The sequence below is a fragment of the Acidocella aminolytica 101 = DSM 11237 genome (genome assembly GCF_900129125.1).
Taxonomy (GTDB): domain Bacteria; phylum Pseudomonadota; class Alphaproteobacteria; order Acetobacterales; family Acetobacteraceae; genus Acidocella; species Acidocella aminolytica.
Map to the genome: position 1 here is coordinate 20363 of NZ_FQVJ01000035.1, position 18151 is coordinate 38513.

The 18151-nt window shown below is 55.7% G+C and carries 19 protein-coding genes and 2 pseudogenes; 3 read left to right on the plus strand and 18 right to left on the minus strand.

Annotated elements, in window-relative coordinates; all coding sequences use genetic code 11:
• Nucleotides 1-23: 23 nt before the first annotated feature.
• Together BUB54_RS15670 and BUB54_RS15675 are read right to left on the minus strand one after the other, a co-directional pair.
• Nucleotides 24-1247: an MFS transporter gene (locus tag BUB54_RS15670; protein ID WP_073211922.1), complete on the minus strand. Its 1224-nt coding sequence runs from the start codon at nucleotides 1245-1247 to the stop codon at nucleotides 24-26.
• A 77-nt stretch (nucleotides 1248-1324) separates the two neighbouring features.
• Nucleotides 1325-2581, minus strand: coding sequence for a gallate dioxygenase (locus BUB54_RS15675; protein WP_048879916.1), 1257 nt, complete (start codon nucleotides 2579-2581; stop codon nucleotides 1325-1327).
• 150 nt (nucleotides 2582-2731) lie between these two features.
• Here BUB54_RS15675 and BUB54_RS15680 point away from each other — a divergent pair, with 150 nt between their 5' ends.
• Entirely contained in the window at nucleotides 2732-3955 is a 1224-nt protein-coding gene (locus BUB54_RS15680) for a LysR family transcriptional regulator (RefSeq protein WP_073211923.1), read from the plus strand.
• Between the two features lie 25 nt (nucleotides 3956-3980).
• On the opposite strand, the gene BUB54_RS15685 is transcribed toward BUB54_RS15680, so the two are convergent.
• From BUB54_RS15685 to BUB54_RS20430, 6 genes are all read right to left on the minus strand, one after another.
• Nucleotides 3981-4907 (minus strand): SphA family protein, encoded by a 927-nt coding sequence (locus BUB54_RS15685; RefSeq protein ID WP_048879918.1) that lies wholly within the window; start codon nucleotides 4905-4907, stop codon nucleotides 3981-3983.
• Between the two features lie 146 nt (nucleotides 4908-5053).
• Nucleotides 5054-6079, minus strand: a complete 1026-nt coding sequence (locus BUB54_RS15690; protein WP_241869440.1) for an amidohydrolase family protein — start codon at nucleotides 6077-6079, stop codon at nucleotides 5054-5056.
• An 8-nt stretch (nucleotides 6080-6087) separates the two neighbouring features.
• Nucleotides 6088-6942, minus strand: coding sequence for an NAD(P)-dependent oxidoreductase (locus tag BUB54_RS15695; RefSeq protein WP_048879919.1), 855 nt, complete (start codon nucleotides 6940-6942; stop codon nucleotides 6088-6090).
• Entirely contained in the window at nucleotides 6939-8024 is a 1086-nt protein-coding gene (locus BUB54_RS15700) for a 4-oxalomesaconate tautomerase (RefSeq protein ID WP_048879920.1), read from the minus strand. Before BUB54_RS15700 ends, BUB54_RS15695 begins: the two co-directional genes overlap by 4 nt.
• A gap of 1 nt (nucleotide 8025) precedes the next feature.
• Nucleotides 8026-8715, minus strand: coding sequence for a 4-carboxy-4-hydroxy-2-oxoadipate aldolase/oxaloacetate decarboxylase (locus BUB54_RS15705; protein ID WP_048879921.1), 690 nt, complete (start codon nucleotides 8713-8715; stop codon nucleotides 8026-8028).
• Between the two features lie 102 nt (nucleotides 8716-8817).
• Nucleotides 8818-9102, minus strand: a complete 285-nt coding sequence (locus BUB54_RS20430) for a hypothetical protein (protein WP_139284949.1) — start codon at nucleotides 9100-9102, stop codon at nucleotides 8818-8820.
• Nucleotides 9103-9608: 506 nt separating this feature from the next.
• On the opposite strand from BUB54_RS20430, the pseudogene BUB54_RS21605 reads away from it, so the two are divergent.
• Nucleotides 9609-9796 (plus strand): annotated as a pseudogene (locus BUB54_RS21605) (transposase); the annotation flags it as partial.
• Between the two features lie 91 nt (nucleotides 9797-9887).
• Here the strand turns inward: BUB54_RS21605 and BUB54_RS15715 are convergent.
• Together BUB54_RS15715 and BUB54_RS15720 are read right to left on the minus strand one after the other, a co-directional pair.
• The gene (locus BUB54_RS15715) at nucleotides 9888-11066 is read right to left on the minus strand and encodes a hypothetical protein (RefSeq protein ID WP_148359229.1); all 1179 of its coding nucleotides are present in this window, start codon (nucleotides 11064-11066) and stop codon (nucleotides 9888-9890) included.
• Nucleotides 11067-11229: 163 nt separating this feature from the next.
• The gene (locus BUB54_RS15720; RefSeq protein ID WP_139284950.1) at nucleotides 11230-12744 is read right to left on the minus strand and encodes a glycosyltransferase family protein; all 1515 of its coding nucleotides are present in this window, start codon (nucleotides 12742-12744) and stop codon (nucleotides 11230-11232) included.
• Nucleotides 12745-12923: 179 nt separating this feature from the next.
• On the opposite strand from BUB54_RS15720, the gene BUB54_RS15725 reads away from it, so the two are divergent.
• Nucleotides 12924-13478: a hypothetical protein gene (locus BUB54_RS15725; RefSeq protein ID WP_073211924.1), complete on the plus strand. Its 555-nt coding sequence runs from the start codon at nucleotides 12924-12926 to the stop codon at nucleotides 13476-13478.
• 138 nt (nucleotides 13479-13616) lie between these two features.
• Here the strand turns inward: BUB54_RS15725 and vapC are convergent, their stop codons facing one another.
• The 8 genes and pseudogenes from vapC to BUB54_RS20955 all read right to left on the minus strand — a co-directional run.
• On the minus strand, nucleotides 13617-14018 hold the full coding sequence (vapC, locus tag BUB54_RS15730) for a tRNA(fMet)-specific endonuclease VapC (RefSeq protein ID WP_048880537.1): 402 nt from the start codon (nucleotides 14016-14018) through the stop codon (nucleotides 13617-13619).
• A complete protein-coding gene (gene vapB / locus BUB54_RS15735) occupies nucleotides 14018-14242 on the minus strand; it encodes a type II toxin-antitoxin system VapB family antitoxin (RefSeq protein ID WP_048880538.1) in 225 nt (74 codons plus the stop codon). The genes vapC and vapB overlap by 1 nt, the downstream gene beginning before the upstream one ends.
• 80 nt (nucleotides 14243-14322) lie before the next feature.
• Nucleotides 14323-15768 (minus strand): DUF6880 family protein, encoded by a 1446-nt coding sequence (locus BUB54_RS15740; RefSeq protein WP_048880541.1) that lies wholly within the window; start codon nucleotides 15766-15768, stop codon nucleotides 14323-14325.
• 190 nt (nucleotides 15769-15958) lie between these two features.
• Nucleotides 15959-16108 (minus strand): hypothetical protein, encoded by a 150-nt coding sequence (locus BUB54_RS20950; RefSeq protein WP_158320198.1) that lies wholly within the window; start codon nucleotides 16106-16108, stop codon nucleotides 15959-15961.
• A gap of 276 nt (nucleotides 16109-16384) precedes the next feature.
• A complete protein-coding gene (locus BUB54_RS15745) occupies nucleotides 16385-16885 on the minus strand; it encodes a GNAT family N-acetyltransferase (protein ID WP_048880539.1) in 501 nt (166 codons plus the stop codon).
• A 3-nt stretch (nucleotides 16886-16888) separates the two neighbouring features.
• Nucleotides 16889-17188 (minus strand): type II toxin-antitoxin system TacA family antitoxin, encoded by a 300-nt coding sequence (locus BUB54_RS15750; RefSeq protein ID WP_048880540.1) that lies wholly within the window; start codon nucleotides 17186-17188, stop codon nucleotides 16889-16891.
• Nucleotides 17189-17382: 194 nt separating this feature from the next.
• Nucleotides 17383-17859, minus strand: a pseudogene (locus BUB54_RS15755) (IS630 family transposase); the annotation flags it as partial.
• Nucleotides 17860-17891: 32 nt separating this feature from the next.
• On the minus strand, nucleotides 17892-18151 hold a 260-nt coding region (locus tag BUB54_RS20955; RefSeq protein WP_175556530.1), incomplete at its 5' end, for a hypothetical protein.

The following is an 18151-nucleotide window of genomic DNA, read 5'->3' on the forward strand; positions in this document are numbered from 1 at the left end:
GCCCGATCATCCGGCTATTCAGACTATTTCGCGAAGCGCGGCGCGGTCTCTTTCAGGAATAGAACGATGACGAAGCCAAGAACTAACCCTCCCATCGCCAGATCCAGAATATGCGGGAGGCCATAGGTTTGGGCGATCCAGCCACCAAGGGCGGGTGCCACGCCGCCGCCAAAAATCTCACCTGAGCCGGATACGAACCCAATAGCCGTGGCGGTGGAAGCAGCGCTCACGCCCTCGGTTGCCAGCGGGCCGGTGAACAACCCCAGCAATCCTAGGCAGAAAAAGCCGATTAGGAACAGCAAAGCGAACAGCAGGGCCGGGTTGGCACCGGTATGCATGAAGGCATAAAGTAGCGGAATAGCGAACAGAAAGGAAAGGATTGCCACGGTCCGGCGGCCGATCAGGTCGGAAAGGCCGGGAATCCCGAACTCACCGAAGAAGCCGCCAAACCCGACAGCCGACATGATGAAGCCCATAGTCTGCGGGGAGATCTTCAGATACTCCATGAGGTAGCTCGGCATCATCGCGCCGATCACGAAAATGCAGCACATGGCAGACAAGATCCCCGCCACGGAGAGCAGCACATTGCGGCTGCGCAGCACCTCGCCCCAGCGCACATGCTGCACGGGCTGATCATACGGAATCTCAGACTGTTTGGAGGGTTCACGGACTACCAGCCAGATCAGCCCCGCCAGAATGAAGCCAGGGATCGAGACGATAAGGAATACATAACGCCAGGACGGCACAACGGCGAGCAACTGGGTGGCGATAATCGGACCCAGCCCTAACCCCAACAGCGCGAACAGGCTGAGCTGAAACCCTTGGTTCAGACCACGACGGGAGGGTTTGGAGGCTTCGGCCGTGCTGGCGACGCTTGCAGGCAGGAAGGCGCCCTCGGTCACACCCATCACTAGGCGAATGGTCAGCAACATTCCAAAGCTGGCGGCCGTGCCGGTAAGACCTGCCAGCAGGGAGAACAGCAAAATGGCCGGAATGAGCACCCGGCGGCGCCCCACCTTGTCGGAAATGGTGCCTACGCACATGGCGGCGACGCCCCAACCGATCCCGAGAATGCCCGCCAAGGCACCGAGTTGGCTAAAATTCAGCCCGAGATCCTTCATGATGAAGGGGAATAGCGGCGTAATGATCCAGCGATCGATGCCCACCAGACCGAAACCTAGGCTCAGCAGCAGCACCGCTTTCCATTCATAGGATACACTCCAGTTTTCGACCTGGCCGATTTTCATTGTCTTCCCTTTGCAAAGCTTATGTTTTTAGGTTTTTGACGCCAGAGGGCTGGTTCCCCGCAGCGCGGAACGGCGGCTTATTTGGTGCCGACTGAATAAAGAACCGGCGCATTGCGAGTTTTCAGGAATTCTTCCAGCGACAGATCCTTCATTGCTGCGTAGATATGCAAGTTGGAAACCCCGACCACGGCGCCCAGCTTTTCCAACATGAAGAAGATCACGCCATAATGAATCATACCGCGCCAATCACGCGATTTAATTAATACCTGCTCCTCTGGTGTAAGGTCGGAAGCTGCTAGCATACTGTCCTCATCCGCCAGGAAGGCTTCGCGGAAATCCTGCTTCACAAGCTCATGTAGAAACTTGTTCAAGCGGTAACCCTTGGCGCTACGTTCCAGCGTATAGGGATAAGTGCCTTCAAGTTTTTCAGCGCCAGCAAGCTGCTCGTTCATGAAGGCACGGTGGCGTTCCATCGCGGCTGCATTGGGGACATCTGCCGTGGTTTCATAAATGGCGGTGGCGATACCAGTCATTGACGGCAAATAGTAACTGCGATTACGCACCAGTACACGGCTTGGCATGGCACCGCGCATGACTAGCCACATGATGATCTCCGCGCCTTCCATGCCGCCCATCGCCGCATAATCGGCTAGGGTCAGACGCGTGAGGGCCTCCGGATCGTTCTCCAGAAGGTCCATAAATTTGGCGTCCCACTCGACATTATTGAACCCGCACCGCTCGCCATGCACCTGGTGCGATAAGCCGCCTGTCGCGAAGATAACGACGTTCAGATCCTCCGGGTAGCTCTCAACCGCTCGGCGCAGCGCTTGGCCAAGCTTGTAGCAACGCCTGGCGGTGGGCACCGGGAATTGCAGAACGCCCACCTGCAGTGGCACGATCTGCATGGGCCAGCCCTGCTCGTCATGCGGCACCAGCACGGAGACAGGAGAGAAACAACCATGGTCCAATGGCTTGTCACGAAACACGGAAATATCGAACTCGTCCGCTGAGAGCGAGGTGGCGATGTGGCGAGAAAGCCCGGCATGTCCACCGATAGGTGGCAGATCACGCTTGCCGCCGCCTTCATCGGCAACCTCGTAACTGTCATCCACGCCCAGCACGAAGGGAGAATAATGGTCGAAAAAAAACGAGGTAATGTGATCGTTATAGATCACCACGGCCACATCCGGCTTCGTCTCCTGGAGCCAGAGGCTAAGCGGCTTATAAGCCTCGAAGATCGGCACCCAGCTCGGATCCTGCTGCTTATGCGTGTCCAGCGCAAAACCGATGGTCGGCGTGTGAGAGGTGGCGATCGCGCCAATGATACGAGCCAAGTGACATCTCCTGTACCGGGCCCAGCGCATGGAAATATCATTTTCATGGCTGAACGGCGATTATTCTTTGCTGTTTGCCTTCTATAGCTTTGTGCAAAGCAAGCCAGACGAAAATTTGATCCTGATATAATTTTTAGCTATTTAACATCTATGCTCCAGGGCCATGACCTTAATCTCCGGCACTTATTTGCCGCGATCACTATTGCACGTCTTGGCAATATGAGCCGCGCGGTGGAAAGCATCCATATATCCCAACCCGCTCTCACCCATGCCATCGGCAAGCTTGAAACACAGCTTGGCGAAAAAATTTTTGAACGGCGTAACCACGGCGTGGAAACCACGAGGGCTGGCAAGCTATTCCTGGCGCACGCTCAGGACGGACTGGAACGCCTTGCCGCCGCGGCCCAGCAACTGCGGCAAAGCGGAAAGATGAAGCCACTGGCCGCGCCAGAATTGCATATTACCAGTACACAGCTCCGTGCATTTCTCGCGGTGCTACGCACGGGCGGCTATACGTCCGCTGCCAAGGCGTTGATGTTTTCCCAACCTTCCATCTATCGCGCGGTACGAGAGCTGCAAGCCTTTCTCGGTGTGGCTCTGTTTGAAGCTTCAGGCAAGCTCATGCGTGCCACAGAACCGGTTCAGCAGTTCGGCGCTCAGGTTCAGCTTGCCTTAGCCAGCATCCAGTCCGGAATTGATGAACTGACTGCACTTCACGAGCCAGGTTTCGGGCGCATCCAGGTTGGCTCCCTACCGCTTGCGCGCTCAGCGTTGCTGCCCGGCTTACTGGCAAACTTCTCCAGTATCTACCCCAAGGTTTCCATCACCGTGGCAGAAGGGCAATATAGCGAACTGATCGGCGGGTTACGCAACGGTACAATCGACATGATGTTCGGGGCGCTACGCGCGGATTTTGACCTGCAAGATCTTGAGCAGCACACCTTGTTCATCGACGAGCTTTGCGTGGTGTGCCGTACGGGCCACCCTTTAGTGAAAGCCGTGCCTTCCCCTTCGGCTCTCGCCAATTATCCGTGGATCGTCGCCGCTGAACACTCCCCGACCCAGGCCATCTGGACCACGTTCATGAAAAAAAGCGGTGTCGGTCTGCCCCCTCAGCAAGTGCAATGCGGATCCATTTTGTTGGCACGGGAGTTGATCCGCAATGGAGATTGGCTGGCCTTGATGTCGCCGCACCAATTCCAGCTTGAAGAGGAATACGGCATACTGGCCCGGCTTGATATGAAAGTGCATGGTTCCAGCCGTCCTATCGGCGTAACCTTACGCAAAAGCTGGCGACCAACCTCGGTTCAGAAAAATTTCCTGAGTATGGCTGAGGAGATGGCGCAGTCTCTATCTGCCGGGCACCTACCGTGAGTGCCCGGCTTGTTGAAATATTGGCTTAGCTGAAGGGGAACATCACGCGAAAATAAACGCGTGTGCCCACAGAGCCTCCCTGACTGGCAACAACGTCGTGGGTGAAATATCCCGCCACATCCGCCTTGCCGAGTTTATAGCCAACCAGCAAACCAGGCGCGAAGGCCCCCGGCTCGCCGAACAAAGGCTTGTCAGGCCCGTAATAGATGCCGTTATTTGTATCCGCCGTAACCTGCTTTGTGTAATAAGCCACCGGACCGACCGACCATTTTCCGAAATTATGCAACGCTGTGAAATCAACAAACAGCTGGTCGCCGGAGGTATAGTCCGTCGCTTTGTTTTCGGTGTTGGTGTCGTACATCACATGCGCTGAAAGCAGCCATTTCGGCGAAATGTACGACAGAGCCACTTCTGGCTGGAAAGTCCAGAAATTATTGCCGACATTCACCGTAGCGGAGGAGGAATAACGGCCGATGGGCGGATAGAAACCAAAGGTCGCACTGCCGAACAAGCCGGGTACGCCAAGATTCCAGGACAGATTGATCGGCGTGAATTCCGGGTTAGCGAAGGCTAAGGAATGGCCAGTTACACCAGCCTCACCGGGAATGTTTGAAACATCGAGATTGACTATGGGCACGACAACGAACGCCATTTCCCTGGCGCCCAGAATCTTCCACGGCGTGGTCCAAAGAATACGCGGCGCAGTGGAAATGGCGGTAATTTTTGTACCGTCCTTGGAAGAGCCTGCAGTGTCTGTCGTCTGCGCAACATAGACGCTAGAGGTATCCTCGAACCAGACACCTTGCGGTGGATTGGCGCCAGTGGGCAAGCCAAGGGACGAGCCCTGGGAATAGGCATTGCCCACCCCAGGCTCCCGTGCCAACGCCGGGCCAACCAGAAGGATTGTTGAAATTAAGGCGCAGAGAAGGGTTCGGCCCATGTCCGTTTTCATTTTTAGTCTCCCTATCCATGAGATTCACGGATATTTATCGTTACATTCTACGTTGGTCGGTTTTCAGCCTGACCGGGGCGGCTGGCGCCCGGGGGCGCCAATCTCATGACCAGACACAGTTGGACAAAGCGCGTCTGAAATATCTATTAGCGGCCTTGCGCTTTCAGCACCGTATCAAGGCGCGGGAACACGCGACGGGCATTTAGCTCAAAAATCTTGTGTTTATCTGCATTGCTCAAAGCCAGAGCATCGATGTAACGCTTAGTGTCATCGAAATAATGTCCGGTCTCGGGGTCGATCCCGCGTACCGCGCCCACCATCTCAGACCCGAATAGAATGTTCTGAACCTCGATCACGCGCGCCATCAGGTCGATGCCCGGTTGGTGGTAGACGCATGTATCAAAAAACACGTTTTTCATCACATGTTCACGCAAATCAGGCTTCTTCAACATATCCGCCAAGCCCCGGTAGCGCCCCCAGTGATACGGCACTGCGCCGCCGCCATGTGGAATAATGAAGCGTAAGCCGGGGAACTCCTTGAACAGATCACCTTGGACGAACTGCATGAAGGCGATAGTATCCGCCGCGATATAATAGGCGCCGGTGGCGTGCATACAGGCATTACATGAACCCGAAACATGAATCATCGCCGGCACATCCAGCTCTACCATCGCTTCGTAGAACGGATACCAGCTTTTATCCGTCAGCGGCGGCGCGCTGAATGATCCGCCCGACGGATCAAGATTGAGGTTACAGCCAATGAAGCCCATCTCGTTCACACAGCGCTTCAGCTCCGCGACGGATGCCTCCATAGACACACCGGGAAATTGCGGAAGCTGGCAAACGCCAACGAAATTCTCGGGGTAAAGGTCCACGACACGCTTGATTAGGTCATTATTCGCCCGCGCCCAATCCTGGGAAACGCGTTCATTTCCCTCGTGCGGCGCCATGGCCGAGGCGCGGGGGGAGAAAATCGTCATATCCGCGCCACGCTCACGTTGCAGCTTGAGCTGATTTTCCTCGATGCTTTCACGAATTTCGTCATCACTGATCACATCGGGCTGCGGGGCTTTGCCGGTGCCCTCCTGCGCCCAGGCAAGCTGTCGCTTGCGGAACTCCTGATGGGCTGGCGGGGCGGTGGTGTAATGGCCGTGACAATCGATAGTCAGCATGATGCCTCTCACTTCATTCCGGATTCAGTACCCACCGCGTCCAGAAACGCGGGTAAATCCTGATATTGCAGTACGTTTTTGAAAGAAGACGCCCAGTCCTGCAGCTCCGCCGTGGCGGCGCTCATGCGCGGCTCCAGTCCGGCATCCGCTACGGTGCGGGCGGCCTCTCGCATCTCTTCAGCCCGGCGGGTGCCGTGCTGCACGGCACGGGAGACCATGTAGCGCGCAAGCTTTTCCCATTCCGTGCCGGGGAAGAAATCCTGCATCGACGCCAACACCGTCTGTTCCACGCCATAATGGCGCGCGGCGAGCATAGACTCTGTCAGGAGTGCTTCCAGGCCCTTTACAATCACGGAGCGGCACAGCTTGGTGGCGGATGCCAAGCCAAGTTCCGCTCCGTAAAATGAGGCACCTGAAAAGCCAATATTCTGTGCCACGGATAGAAATGCTTCCGCATACGGCCCGCCCAACAGCATCGGTGAAGCCAAACGCTTATTGCCGATAGGCGACATGATCACGGCGTCAACATAGCGCCCGCCGGCTGCCTCAATGATCGCGGCAGTCTCGATCTTCTGGCTTGGGGAAGCGGAATTGACATCCAAGAAGTAGGCGCCTGACTTCATCGACCCAGCTATACTCTGCGCGGCCACCTTGCCCTGCGCCGCCGTTACCGCGCACACCACCACATCCGCTGCTGCAACTGCCGCCTGGGCACTGGCGGGAGCAGCCACGCGAAGCCGCTTTGCTGCCCGCGAGGGGATGGAGTTTTTATCGACAAATTTGATGTCCCAGATGGCAAAATCAGCACCTAAATCTTCCGCAAAGGTTTGGCCAACCTCTCCGAAGCCGAGAAGGCAGATCATGCCCAAATCCCCGATTTGATATAGACCTCACCTTTCATCAGTTTGCGCGCTGTGCGGATGAGCGCTGCATGTTTGACCTCAATGTTCGGACCGTCGCCGGAAAGCTTCATATTAACTTGAAAGAATCCGGTCGGATGCTCCACCGACAACGCCATTTCGTCACCTGCAGTTTGGATGCTGGCGATACCTTCCGCAACACTCCCCTTCAGTACACAGCCTGTCGCAACCGAAACTGCGCCTAGCACGCCAATCGCCTCATGTACGCGATGCGGGATAAAGGTGCGGGTGTTCACCGCCCCGCCCTCACGCGGTGGAGAGATCAGCGTCATTTTCGGTACGGTTTTCCTAGAGACGTCGCCGAGCTTGATTCGCGGCCCTAGCGCAAGACGGATGGCCTCGATGCGCTGCTTCAACGCCTCATCTGCTTCGAGTTCGGCAGGTGTTTCAATGCCAGTCTTGCCAAAATCAGCGGCATTAAGAAGAACCACAGGCATGCCGTTATCCACACAGGTCACACGCACGCCCTCAATCTCGTCAACTACATTGCCTGTTGGCAACAGAGCGCCGCAGGCAGAGCCGGCAATACCCAGAAATTCGATGGAAATGGCCGCAGCGGTACCGGGCACGCCATCGATCCGCACAGCGCCTTCATATTCAACGGTCCCACCGGGTGTGGGTACGGAGGCAACGGCAACGGAAGCGGTATTCACCATATGAATCCGAACTGGCGTCACGCCATTCCGAGCTTTCACTACCCCATTCTCAATAGCCCAAGGCCCCACACCGGCCAGGATATTGCCGCAATTCTGTGCGTCTGAAACCTCGGCCCGATCTACGAAGACCTGCAGGAACAAATAATCAATATCTGCATCCGGCCGGGTTGCTGGTCCAATCACAGCCACTTTGCTGGTGAGCGGGTGCGCTCCGCCTAGCCCATCGATTTGCCGTACATCTGGGGAACCCATTGCAGCCAACAGCACGGCATTGCGCAGGGATTTGTCTGTCGGCAAATCTTCCACCGCGAAATACAAACCCTTTGAGGAACCGCCGCGCATTAAGGTGGTGGGTATGGCCCGCATCATGTCACGCGTCTCCGAGGCGCCTAACGTATTTCAACCCTTTTTCTGCTAGGCGTTCGCGCATCTTGTAGAGATCCAGCCCCAGCGTGCCTGAGGCCAGAATGTCGCGCTTGGAAGTTTCGTGCGCTTCACGCACCTTGGCCCTGTCCAGCACAGTAACCGCCTTGGCGGCGGGCACCACCACCACGCCATCATCATCGGCAATCACGACGTCGCCTGGGTTGACCTGCGCCCCAGCGCAAACGACCGGCACATTGACGTTGCCCAGCGTCTCCTTCACCGTACCCTGCGCGTAAATCGCCTTAGACCAGACGGGAAAGCGCATCTCCGTCAGCGTCGCCACATCCCGCACCCCGGCGTTGAGGATCAAGCCCTTCACACCGCGCGCCTTCAGGGACGTAGCAAGAAGATCGCCGAAATACCCGTCCTCACAACGGCTTGTGGGCGTTACGACCAAAACATCTCCCGGACGGCATTGTTCCACAGCAACGTGGATCATCCAGTTATCGCCAGGTGCCACCTCGCAAGTGACCGCCGGACCGGAGACCAGCGCGGGGCGATAGATCGGACGCATATAGGAGGCCATCAGCCCACTCCGCCCCTGTGCCTCATGCACTGTGGCTACGCCAAGCGCCCCAAGAGCTTCTGCCACGCCCAAATCAGCGCGTTCAATTTCGGTCACTACAACAGCCATATGGCACGCACTCCTTGGCGGAACAGGAATTTTCACCAATTCTCATAATTATGACTGTTCTTTAGGGCCGGATACGGCTTTCCCGCCAATCCAAACAATGCTCTAGATATAATTTTTTGCTTTAGATGGATTTTGACGATGCGTCCGCCCGAAGGCGGTTGCTCTTGGGCGTAAACTTAGGCAAGGGATGGCCTGAATGGTCTGACGCTTTATTTGTTGACGTTGTTTCAGGATTAACCATGCCCGGCCATGATGGACATTGGCTGACTTAGGGTTGCCCAGGCCCTCATGGTAGCGATGGTTGCTGTAATGTTCGATGGAGGCGACGATCTGCTGTGGGATGTCGCCAAGCAGGCAGTAGTTTTCGAGCAGGATACGGTTTTTCAATGCCTCATGCCAACGCTCGATTTTTTCCCTGCATCTGCGGATGGCAAGGCGTACCGCGAATATGCTCGAAGTCTTTGCTCGTACACCATTACGAGATCACCGGCGATGTCGCACTGCCCGTTATCTGAGAGGAGGCGCTGTTCGCACTTGACTTTTGCGGAGATGCAGCCTGAAATCGCGAGGGCGAGCATGAGTGTGTCGGTGACATCTACGTCTGCATGGTAGTGCGGAGTTTCCCGGCAGTGACGTAGCGCGAATGATCGTAGAGGATAGTCGAGAGATACATCCTCCCCTGCCTGCCTGCCAAAGGTGCCACGCGTCGTCAAAACCCTCAGGCAAGCAGTGCCCTCCAGCTAATGAATTTCAGATAAGTGAAACTCATCAGCCAAAGCTGGTTCGGCGCGGTGCTTTTTATCCTAAACTAATCAGAAGGCCCGAGCATTTGAATGCCCCAAGGACTCTGTCAGCTACTGCGGGTAGCAGGGCGGCACGCCGTCGATTGACTTGAAGAACTCCGTGTCATCGGCATTGATGACTTCGCTTTCAAGCGTGGTCAGACATATGAACGACTATTTGCGATCTGGAGCGCCGAAAGCTGGTCTCTTTGTTGCCGGAGCGGGCACTGGAAACGTCGCGGGCCTGGCTTGCCAAGCGTCCGTCCATATCAATTGTCACCCGAGACCGGGGCGGCGGTTAGATAACGTACAAAATCTTTCGCACATGGTCGGCAGTAATGTCGTAGATCCCGAGCTTCTTACCTATGCCAAAAAGCTGCATTACGAGGGCTAGATAACACTATATCCGGCCTTAACCAGAGCCGTTTCGACGACGAGCAAAAGCAGGAAGACGCCTAGTAGAGCACAGCAGCGGCTTTTGCTTTTGGCCGCCCAGTCCCCCATGCCTAGAAACAAGGCAACGGCGGGATACAACAACCTGATGCCGTCGACGAAATATGATGTCGTACTCACCATGAACCAGAGATAGCCGAGGACAACGAAAAGGCCGGCTATGGAGATCTCCTTATGCCGGAAACGCCTGAATGTCCTGGACATGGCAAAGATACCTAGGCAGACAGCAAAAAAGTCAAACAGGAGCTGAAAGGCGATATTAACTGTGTCGCGTCCGGTTTCGGTAGCCAGGAAATGGTGATATAAGACGCCATCCACAGCACGGACAACAAATCCGAACACGACAAGGTACCGGATTGGATCTAAAAATTGGACCAGATGCCCTACGAAGTTAGGGGAAGAGCCCCATGCCTCCTGAGCTTTTATGAACACGAACGCATCATGGAATTTGAGGAACATATATGCCATGAAGGCCAAAAGACCGCTCACCGAGAGCAGGCCAAAGGCGATCAGCTTGGGGATTTCTCGTGGTTTGGTGTCTTCCTTTACCCATTTTAGGGCGCTGTGTAAGCATAGGGCGGCAGCGACAAAGACCATGGTTGGCGCTATCGCGCTACCAAGGCCGCACCAGATGGCTGCCCTAAATCTCCGAGCTTCGATGTAGCCTTGCAGACAATAGATCGCGCACAGATTGATCAGGCCGGTCGGGTAGCCCATCCACAAAAAGCACGCGGCGGGCCAACAGATGAAGAAAGCACTGGCCCAGAAAGCGGATCTCTCAGGTAACAGCCTGAGGGTAAGCCGGCTGAAGGCCAGATTAGACCACAAGCCAAAAACCAAGCTGAGAAATGAGAGGCCATATTGGCTACCCATGCCTGGTATGGTGATGAGTAGGCGCTCGATCAGCGGATAAAGCGGGAAGAAAGCTGTATTCTGGTAATGGCCCTTTAACACGCCCAGAATCGAATCCCAGCGATAGCCGTTAAGTGCGATGTTTTGGTACCATTTGCCGTCAAAAAAAATCAGGACGGCGCCCTGATTGCTGTTGTGGAAGCTTGGGCCTTGCGGCAGCAGGCAACCCAGCGCCAATCCCACAACCATAGCGGTGAGAGCCATGACGTTCAGCCAGATGAATTTTGCAGGAAGCCGCCTAGGCGTAGTTAGATGCGAGACTAAACCGCTTATTTTAGCCTCATTCGTAATATTTGTACCCATGAAGGCTCCACAGAAATTCAATGCTTTATCGCAGATCGAAACAACAATTAATTCGAAACAAAAATCACCTCTCTAGTCTATCTGATATGATGAAAGGCTTGGCTCTTTTAGGAAATGGGAACTCAAATGGAGGCCAGTTTCCATCAGGTACAGTTAAGCTTTTCTGTATCCACACACAGACCTGGGGCTTTGGCTTGGGCGCGAAGGGTATCCATCCCCCACTAAAACAAGCTTGTTTTGTAAAGTTGCTTGGTATTTTCATCGTATCCACGGCGGCGACTATGGCATCCGCCTCGATCTGGCCTGATGGCGTTGGGATGACGGTTTCGCGCGTCAATATAACCGATCTCCCAAGAAGCACATCCATAGGTAAAACATTCACGTTCGATGCCGTGAAATCACGCTCTAAACCTTCAACGCTTACGATGCGAGGATGCTGTCGTGCGATATCCTCAAATATTTGAAAAGAATTCGTTTGAAAATTGAGCATGAAGTAGATCCATGGACTACAAATTGGTCCGATGAGTAAAAATGCTCCTAAGATAATTCTTGGCGTTGATAATTGATCCTTCTTGCGCAGATATACCCAGACTTCAGCCAAGCCGACCCCCGCTAGCGGGACGGCCAAAGCTATAGCAGGAAATATAAAACGATACTCCTTGTGAGCTATCAGGCTATGGGTAATGATAATCGCAATGACAGAATAGCCCGCAACTTTGAGGATTTTACCTCCGCGCCAACATAGGAAAACCATTGCAGGTAGCGTCCAAAGCCAATCAAGACCCATCATGTAGATGAAATAACTTTTTGGATTGGCGCCAAATTGATTTTGGGAAACACCCAGAAATAAGTTCAAATATATATTGAGCCACAAGCTACGGAATGGTTCACCCCATGTGATCCAATCCAGCACACCAACAATCAAGAGCGGCACTGCGCCTACCAGGACACCTATCCACCATCGCTGAATATCACGCCCACATAGGGCTATACCTGCAATGGCGATGGCGGGAGCGATCTGAATTCGCATAACCAATGCCGAACTCAACATAAAGCTGACAAGGACAATCTGCCGCAAAGGCGCGCGCGCGCCCAAAGTTTCGACCAGATAGATTGCAGGGACAAGTATATCTGCTGAGAATACTTCCTCCAGCGGATGCGGCGCCATCAACCAAAGGTCAGGCCAGAGTGCGGCAAAAGTGCCCGCGATCCACATCCCTTGACTGCCGTAAAACCTGTCGCCCCATTTCGCCGCAGTCCACACAATCGGTAGCGAGGCTATGACCAGAAGTACACGTATAAGTACGAGGCCAGCCAGTGGGCTCGCAAAAACCACGTGCGCCAGGGCCATCGGGACAGCGAGTATAATCGGAATGAGCCATGACCTTAATCCGACCTGAAATTCCCAGGGCACGATACCTTGGCCGAACACCAACCGGTGCGCCTGCTCTAGGTATTGGAATACCTCATCCGGCGCTATTATATTAGGAAATGAGAGAGCTACTGCGACCCGAACCGCCAACGCCAAAACTAGAATCCACGCCATCTCTGGAAGCCGGCGAATATTGTTCGTTGTCACTTTGTATCGATCACGACTAAGTTGGCAGGCATCTAAAACACCTAAATGAAAAAGATAATTGAGCGATTTCAGTTGGTAACGTAATTTCTGTGATAGTCAAACGTCTATGATTCTATCGTGTGCGGGGATAATCAACCAAGCTCACGGCTTATTGATTTATTACCTCGGCGCGCCAGGGTGTGATCGTGGGCCTCGCGGAAGTGTCTTCGCTCATCGCCGAGCGCAATACCATCCTGGGCCAGCGCAATGCCCAATTTCACGTAGTGGACGCGGGGCTGGCCAAACTGAAGGCCCGCCAGAAGGTGCTGATCCCGGCCCTGGCCGCTGGCGTCCTGGCCCGCACCGTCAAGGACGAGATGATCACCCTGATCGCCCAGGAAGACGAAGTCACCGCCCTGCTAACCAACCGCCCGGCCGAAGAATCGGCCCTGCATCCCAACCTGGCGACAATCTACAGGGACAAGGTGGCGGCGTTGCATGACGCCCTGGCCGACCCATCGACCAAGGACGACGCCTTCAGCATCATCCGTGGCCTGATCGAAGAGGTGCGTCTGGTTCCTGAGAATGGCGAGCTTCGTGTTGAGATCCGTGGTGCTTTGGCTGGGATCTTGGCGCTGGGTGCTGCAAACGCCAAAACCGCCCGCGGGTCTGCGGACGGTTCGATTTATGTTCTTGTGTCGCAAACGAAGTTGGTTGCGGGGGCACGATTTGAACGTGCGACCTTCAGGTTATGAGCCTGACGAGCTACCTGGTAATAGATTGTTTTACATATTATTTTGGGGTGTTCTGCTTTATGTAATAAATAGTGCATTAAAATCAACAAGATCGGTACGGTAAATTCTGAAAAATGTGCTAGCTGTCGCGCTGTGCGGCTATGCCAGCCAGTCTTCACACCTCAGCCCTAGCACACGCTGGAACTCTCCCAGATTACCCGTGACGACAATTAAGCCTCTGCTGCGCGCATGACCGGCGATCATTAAATCATACGGTCCGATGACATTGTCTCGCCGTTCGAGATCGCCCCGTATCTCGGCAGTATGGGCCGCGGCCTCACTGTCGAAAGGCAGCACTGTCAGGCGCCCAGCAAAATGCTCGACCTCACGGCGGATGCGCGGTGGATCGTTCGAACGTTCAGCACCATAAAGCAATTCGTAGAGAACCACATCCGAAAGGCACAAGGCTTCGGCATTGGCATTGAAGCGCGTCCTCACCCCCTGCGGCCGATCCCTGAGCACGCGGATGCAAAGGTTGGTATCGAGCATGTAACGCAGCATCAGAAACGCTCACGCTCCTGCGCCATTGGCTGCACACGCTCGCCAAGATCAATCCCCGGCGCATCGAAGAAATCATCCCAAGCCGATTCGGCGGGCGCGATGATCCGACGCGGGCCGTCGGGAACGATGACCACCTCGTGTACTCCCTCGGAAAATGCGACAGCCTTGGGCAACCGCACGGCCTGCGAGCGGTTGGAGAGAAAGAGTGATGTTCGCGCGAGCATGAGACCCTCATATATATCCAATACGGATATACAACGTCAGCTCGCCTCATTTCAATCCCTTTTGAAAGCTTGCCACCGGCTCAGGTCAATAAGTTCCAGAACGAGTGCTTACGGCCATGCTCCCTCCGCAACCGGGCCACATAGGCATCGTGCGCTTCCAAGCCTCCGAATGCCTCAACCCCGGCGGAAAGGCTGGCGCAGCTCAACAAGTGCCGCGCGGCGTGCTTGTAGCGGCTGGAACGGTTCTGGTTCAGCGCAAAATCGATCATCGCCCGCAGCACAAGCACGGCCGCCAGCTTGTGCTTGCCCGCCAGCGCCTCAGATGCCGGCGTGAGAACTTCATAATAATCACCATCCAGTTCCCCAGCGCGTTCCAGCACCAGCGCCGCCGCGCGATTCAGGTCGGGCCAGGAGATAAGGAACCCAAGCGCGCGCGAAAAATCCTTATCCTGCTTGACAAGATCGAGCGCCTTCTCCTCGGCCTCGACATCGTCGAAATCTGGTAGGCGCTTTAGATATTCCCGCAAATGTAATGGCGAAAGCGCGCGCTCAAAGCAATGCCACCGTGCTTCCTGAGCCTCCGTGGCGCGGCCAAGCGCCTCCAGAACCGCGATGCGGGCATCCTCCCACTCAAAATCCAACCAATCCTCCCGGTCGCGCTGGCGGGGAACGGCCGCCTCAATGGCGCTCCAGGCTTCCTTCAACCGCCCTGCCGTCAGCAGACGCTGGGCGATCTCGGCGGCAATGGCCGGCACCTTGCGGGTTTTGGCGTCATACTGCGCGATGAAAGCATCCACGTCCCCCTGGGCGTCGGCAATTTCCTGCAAGGCCAGCTTTACCGTGCACACGCGGGACCGTTCTGCAATTTCATCCTGATAAATCGGCCCGGCCGAGCCATAGCCGATCTTGATACGGTCTTTCGCCGCCGGCTTCTCCACCGGCCGGTTCGACAGATCGATCATGAGCTGCTTCAGATGATCCAGCCCCGCCTTCCCCAACGCCTTGGCCAGGGCCGTAATAAGCCCATCGAACTGACCGTAATCATTGGCCAGCAGCGCCCTGAAACTCTGCTCTGCCAGCGCCTGGGGCGAAGGTTTGGCCAGCACGGCTATGGTGCCGAGATCTTCACAGGCTAGGTGAAAAATCGGACTAATATGGCCATTGCTGTCATCGCAGCGCGAAAAGACTGGGTTGGCCAGTTCCATGAAGCGCCAGAGCAGGTCGAGTGCTTCCGCCGGGTCACGCTGGGCGATGGCCCCGGCAATGGCGGCGCGCTGAGCTTGAAGATCAGCCGACAGGAGCTTGATGCCGCGCCAATCCACGAAGCTCCGCGCCCGGGCAATGGCGGCGAGCCGCTTGCGGACCTCCTTGCCTAGCTCGGCAGGGCTTTGCGCTCCCGCCAACTCCATCCGCAGCCTGCGCTTCGCCACGGCATCACCCGTGCTGATCTCAATCAGCAGCGCGGCAAGACGCTCTGCCCCGAGCGCTTCCAGGTTCTTGGCGTTCAGCGTTGTCGTCTTGGCCATGCGAATGTCCATCCAATGTCACCTTGTCCTGGCATGCTTGGCTTTGGCCTGACAAGCAATGCCGGCACTGCTCAAAATTCGCTCCCGCACCTCGCCAAATATCCACACAAACAATTGATTCTGCTTGCTTTAATTAGCCAGACTCACTCACCCATAAATTGCCCCCAAGCTGTAGAGGTTAATGCCGGAATCAGGTGAGCAGGGCGAAACAATGACCGAAAGCAGCTTTTACGAACGGCCAATCCTTAATCCACCGTACCGGGCGCCAGAATGGCACCATCCGCGCGACGATAAAGGCCAGCCAGTCGGTGGCTCCCCCCTTGCCGGGCGCCGCCGTCACGCTTCACCGTCCCGGTACCTGCTGCGCGCAAAAGAGCTGCGTCTTCCCAGGCGTCGCTGGGGCGGAAACCTACGAAGAAACCCGCTGATCAACGATATCCGCCGCCATGTAGATGAGTGGCGGCGCCAGCCAGACCCGGCGAAATGGGGCGTCACTTCGGTTACCCAACGGCTCCTTGAGCATTGGCGCCATCACAAATTCAACCCTAACCATTTTTCTGTCAGATCGAGGCGGTAGAGACAATCAACTGACAACCAGCCGGGATTGCTATAGGGATTATCCAGCCAAAGAAGCAGCAATCGCCGAGATAGGGCGGAACAGAACAAGCGGGTCGTCCTTCGAAGGCAAAAAACCACGGCGCTGCCAGAACTGCGCCGCCTCCGCATCGACGGCGTTGACCATCAGCGCACGTCCCCCGACGAGTGCGGCTGCCTGGACGCAGCGCTGCAGTGCGTGCTTCAGCAGCCCTGTGCCGATCCCGCGACCGGTCCAAGCCGTGTCGGTAGCCAATTGCCCTAGAAGGAGGCAAGGGACTGGGTCGGGAGGCTGGCCTGTCCGAACCGAACGAGGCAGCACTGAAGGAACGACAGCTGTCGGTGCGAGGCCGTAGTATCCGACGACACGGCCATCATCGTGGACGACCATGACAGCAGTAAAGCCCTTCTCCTGGTTGGAGAGCGCCCGCGTCTTTAGCCAGTGATCGAGCGTGGGCTTACCGCAAGAAAATTCGGAGACATCGTGCGCAACGGTGAGCGCTTCTGGAGCTAATAGAGCCACGTCTCACCGCTTGGCGATGTAGCCGGACTCCCAAGGTGCGGGTCGCTTGGCTAGATCTACCATCTCGGGAACCGGAGCCGCCGGACGGGACAGGACATCCATGAAATCAGCGAAGCCTTTAGGGCTCATGCGGACTAGCCGGTTTTCCATCACGACCTCTTCGGCGGCGCGAACGGCGGCGTCGCGCACGAAATCCGTGCGCGAACGGCCACGCAACGTAGCAGCCCGGTCAATCATCGCGACATCCGCTTCCGGCAGTCGCATCGAGATGGGATATTCCTTACGGTCGACTGTGGTGGCCATGCGTCACCTCCTTTGAACCCGAAGATAACGCCTTGTAGCGTAAATAGCAATACGCTATGATTGTTGCCATCTGGCCTTTCGCTCAAGATTGTAAGATCGCGGGAACAAGAGGAGTTTCAGGGCGATAACTCGTATGGACAACCCACCGAAATTGCAAAACCGAGCCAGTGTCCCGATTCTGAAGTTTCCATGATTTATTCGGTGGCGAGGCAAAATCGCCTGATAGACGCGAGTATGTCATCGGCGGATTTGGTCCATTTGAACGGCTTTGCATCGCTGTTTCGAGCATCGATGAAGGTGTGGATGGCGGTTTCGAGTTCCGTGGTTGAACGATGGACACCGCGCTGGATCTGCTTTTCGGTCAGCATTGCGAAGAACCGCTCGACCTGGTTGATCCACGAGGCGCTGGTCGGGGTGAAATGCACATGCCAGCGCGGGCGTTTGGCAAACCAATCACGGAAAACCTGGGTCTTGTGCGTGGCGTAAATGTCCATGACGATGGGGATGTCGAGATCGCTCGGTACGGTATCTTCGACGCGGTCAAGGAACTTTCTGAATTCTGTAGAGCAGTGCCTGGGATAGCATTTGCCGACGATCTTGCCGGTTGCGATATCGAGTGCTGCGAACAACGATGTCGTGCCATGGCGCGTATAGTCATGGCTGCGCCGTTCGATCTGGGTGGCCCTGAAGAAATTGAAGATCATTAAAAAAAACGACGAGGTACGCTGAATCTTGTTGCGAAGAGAGAATTATATTTCTTCGCCAACTGCGGCTCTGGGTTGCGGAACATAGCTGGAAGGATGTTGTCTATTTCGATGAGAGTGGGTTTACCGCCAACGTTCATCGTCCTCATGGCTGGGCGCTCAGAGGCCGAAAAGTCTTCGGCAGAATAGCCGGCAATAGGGGCAAGCGAACCAATCTCATCATGGCTCAGCGGGGCAAAGACTGGATCGCCCCCATGCT

Bases quoted from the DNA above. Each gene is read 5' to 3' on its own strand.
- BUB54_RS15690 (WP_241869440.1), bottom strand. From the start codon at position 6,079: ATGCTGACTATCGATTGTCACGGCCATTACACCACCGCCCCGCCAGCC.
- vapC (WP_048880537.1), bottom strand. From the start codon at position 14,018: ATGCTGCGTTACATGCTCGATACCAACCTTTGCATCCGCGTGCTCAGG.
- vapB (WP_048880538.1), bottom strand. From the start codon at position 14,242: ATGCTCGCGCGAACATCACTCTTTCTCTCCAACCGCTCGCAGGCCGTG.
- BUB54_RS15685 (WP_048879918.1), bottom strand. From the start codon at position 4,907: ATGAAAACGGACATGGGCCGAACCCTTCTCTGCGCCTTAATTTCAACA.
- BUB54_RS15695 (WP_048879919.1), bottom strand. From the start codon at position 6,942: ATGATCTGCCTTCTCGGCTTCGGAGAGGTTGGCCAAACCTTTGCGGAA.
- BUB54_RS15670 (WP_073211922.1), bottom strand. From the start codon at position 1,247: ATGAAAATCGGCCAGGTCGAAAACTGGAGTGTATCCTATGAATGGAAA.
- BUB54_RS15705 (WP_048879921.1), bottom strand. From the start codon at position 8,715: ATGGCTGTTGTAGTGACCGAAATTGAACGCGCTGATTTGGGCGTGGCA.
- BUB54_RS15750 (WP_048880540.1), bottom strand. From the start codon at position 17,188: ATGGCCACCACAGTCGACCGTAAGGAATATCCCATCTCGATGCGACTG.
- BUB54_RS15740 (WP_048880541.1), bottom strand. From the start codon at position 15,768: ATGGCCAAGACGACAACGCTGAACGCCAAGAACCTGGAAGCGCTCGGG.
- BUB54_RS15680 (WP_073211923.1), top strand. From the start codon at position 2,732: ATGCTCCAGGGCCATGACCTTAATCTCCGGCACTTATTTGCCGCGATC.
- BUB54_RS15715 (WP_148359229.1), bottom strand. From the start codon at position 11,066: ATGGCTCTCACCGCTATGGTTGTGGGATTGGCGCTGGGTTGCCTGCTG.
- BUB54_RS15700 (WP_048879920.1), bottom strand. From the start codon at position 8,024: ATGATGCGGGCCATACCCACCACCTTAATGCGCGGCGGTTCCTCAAAG.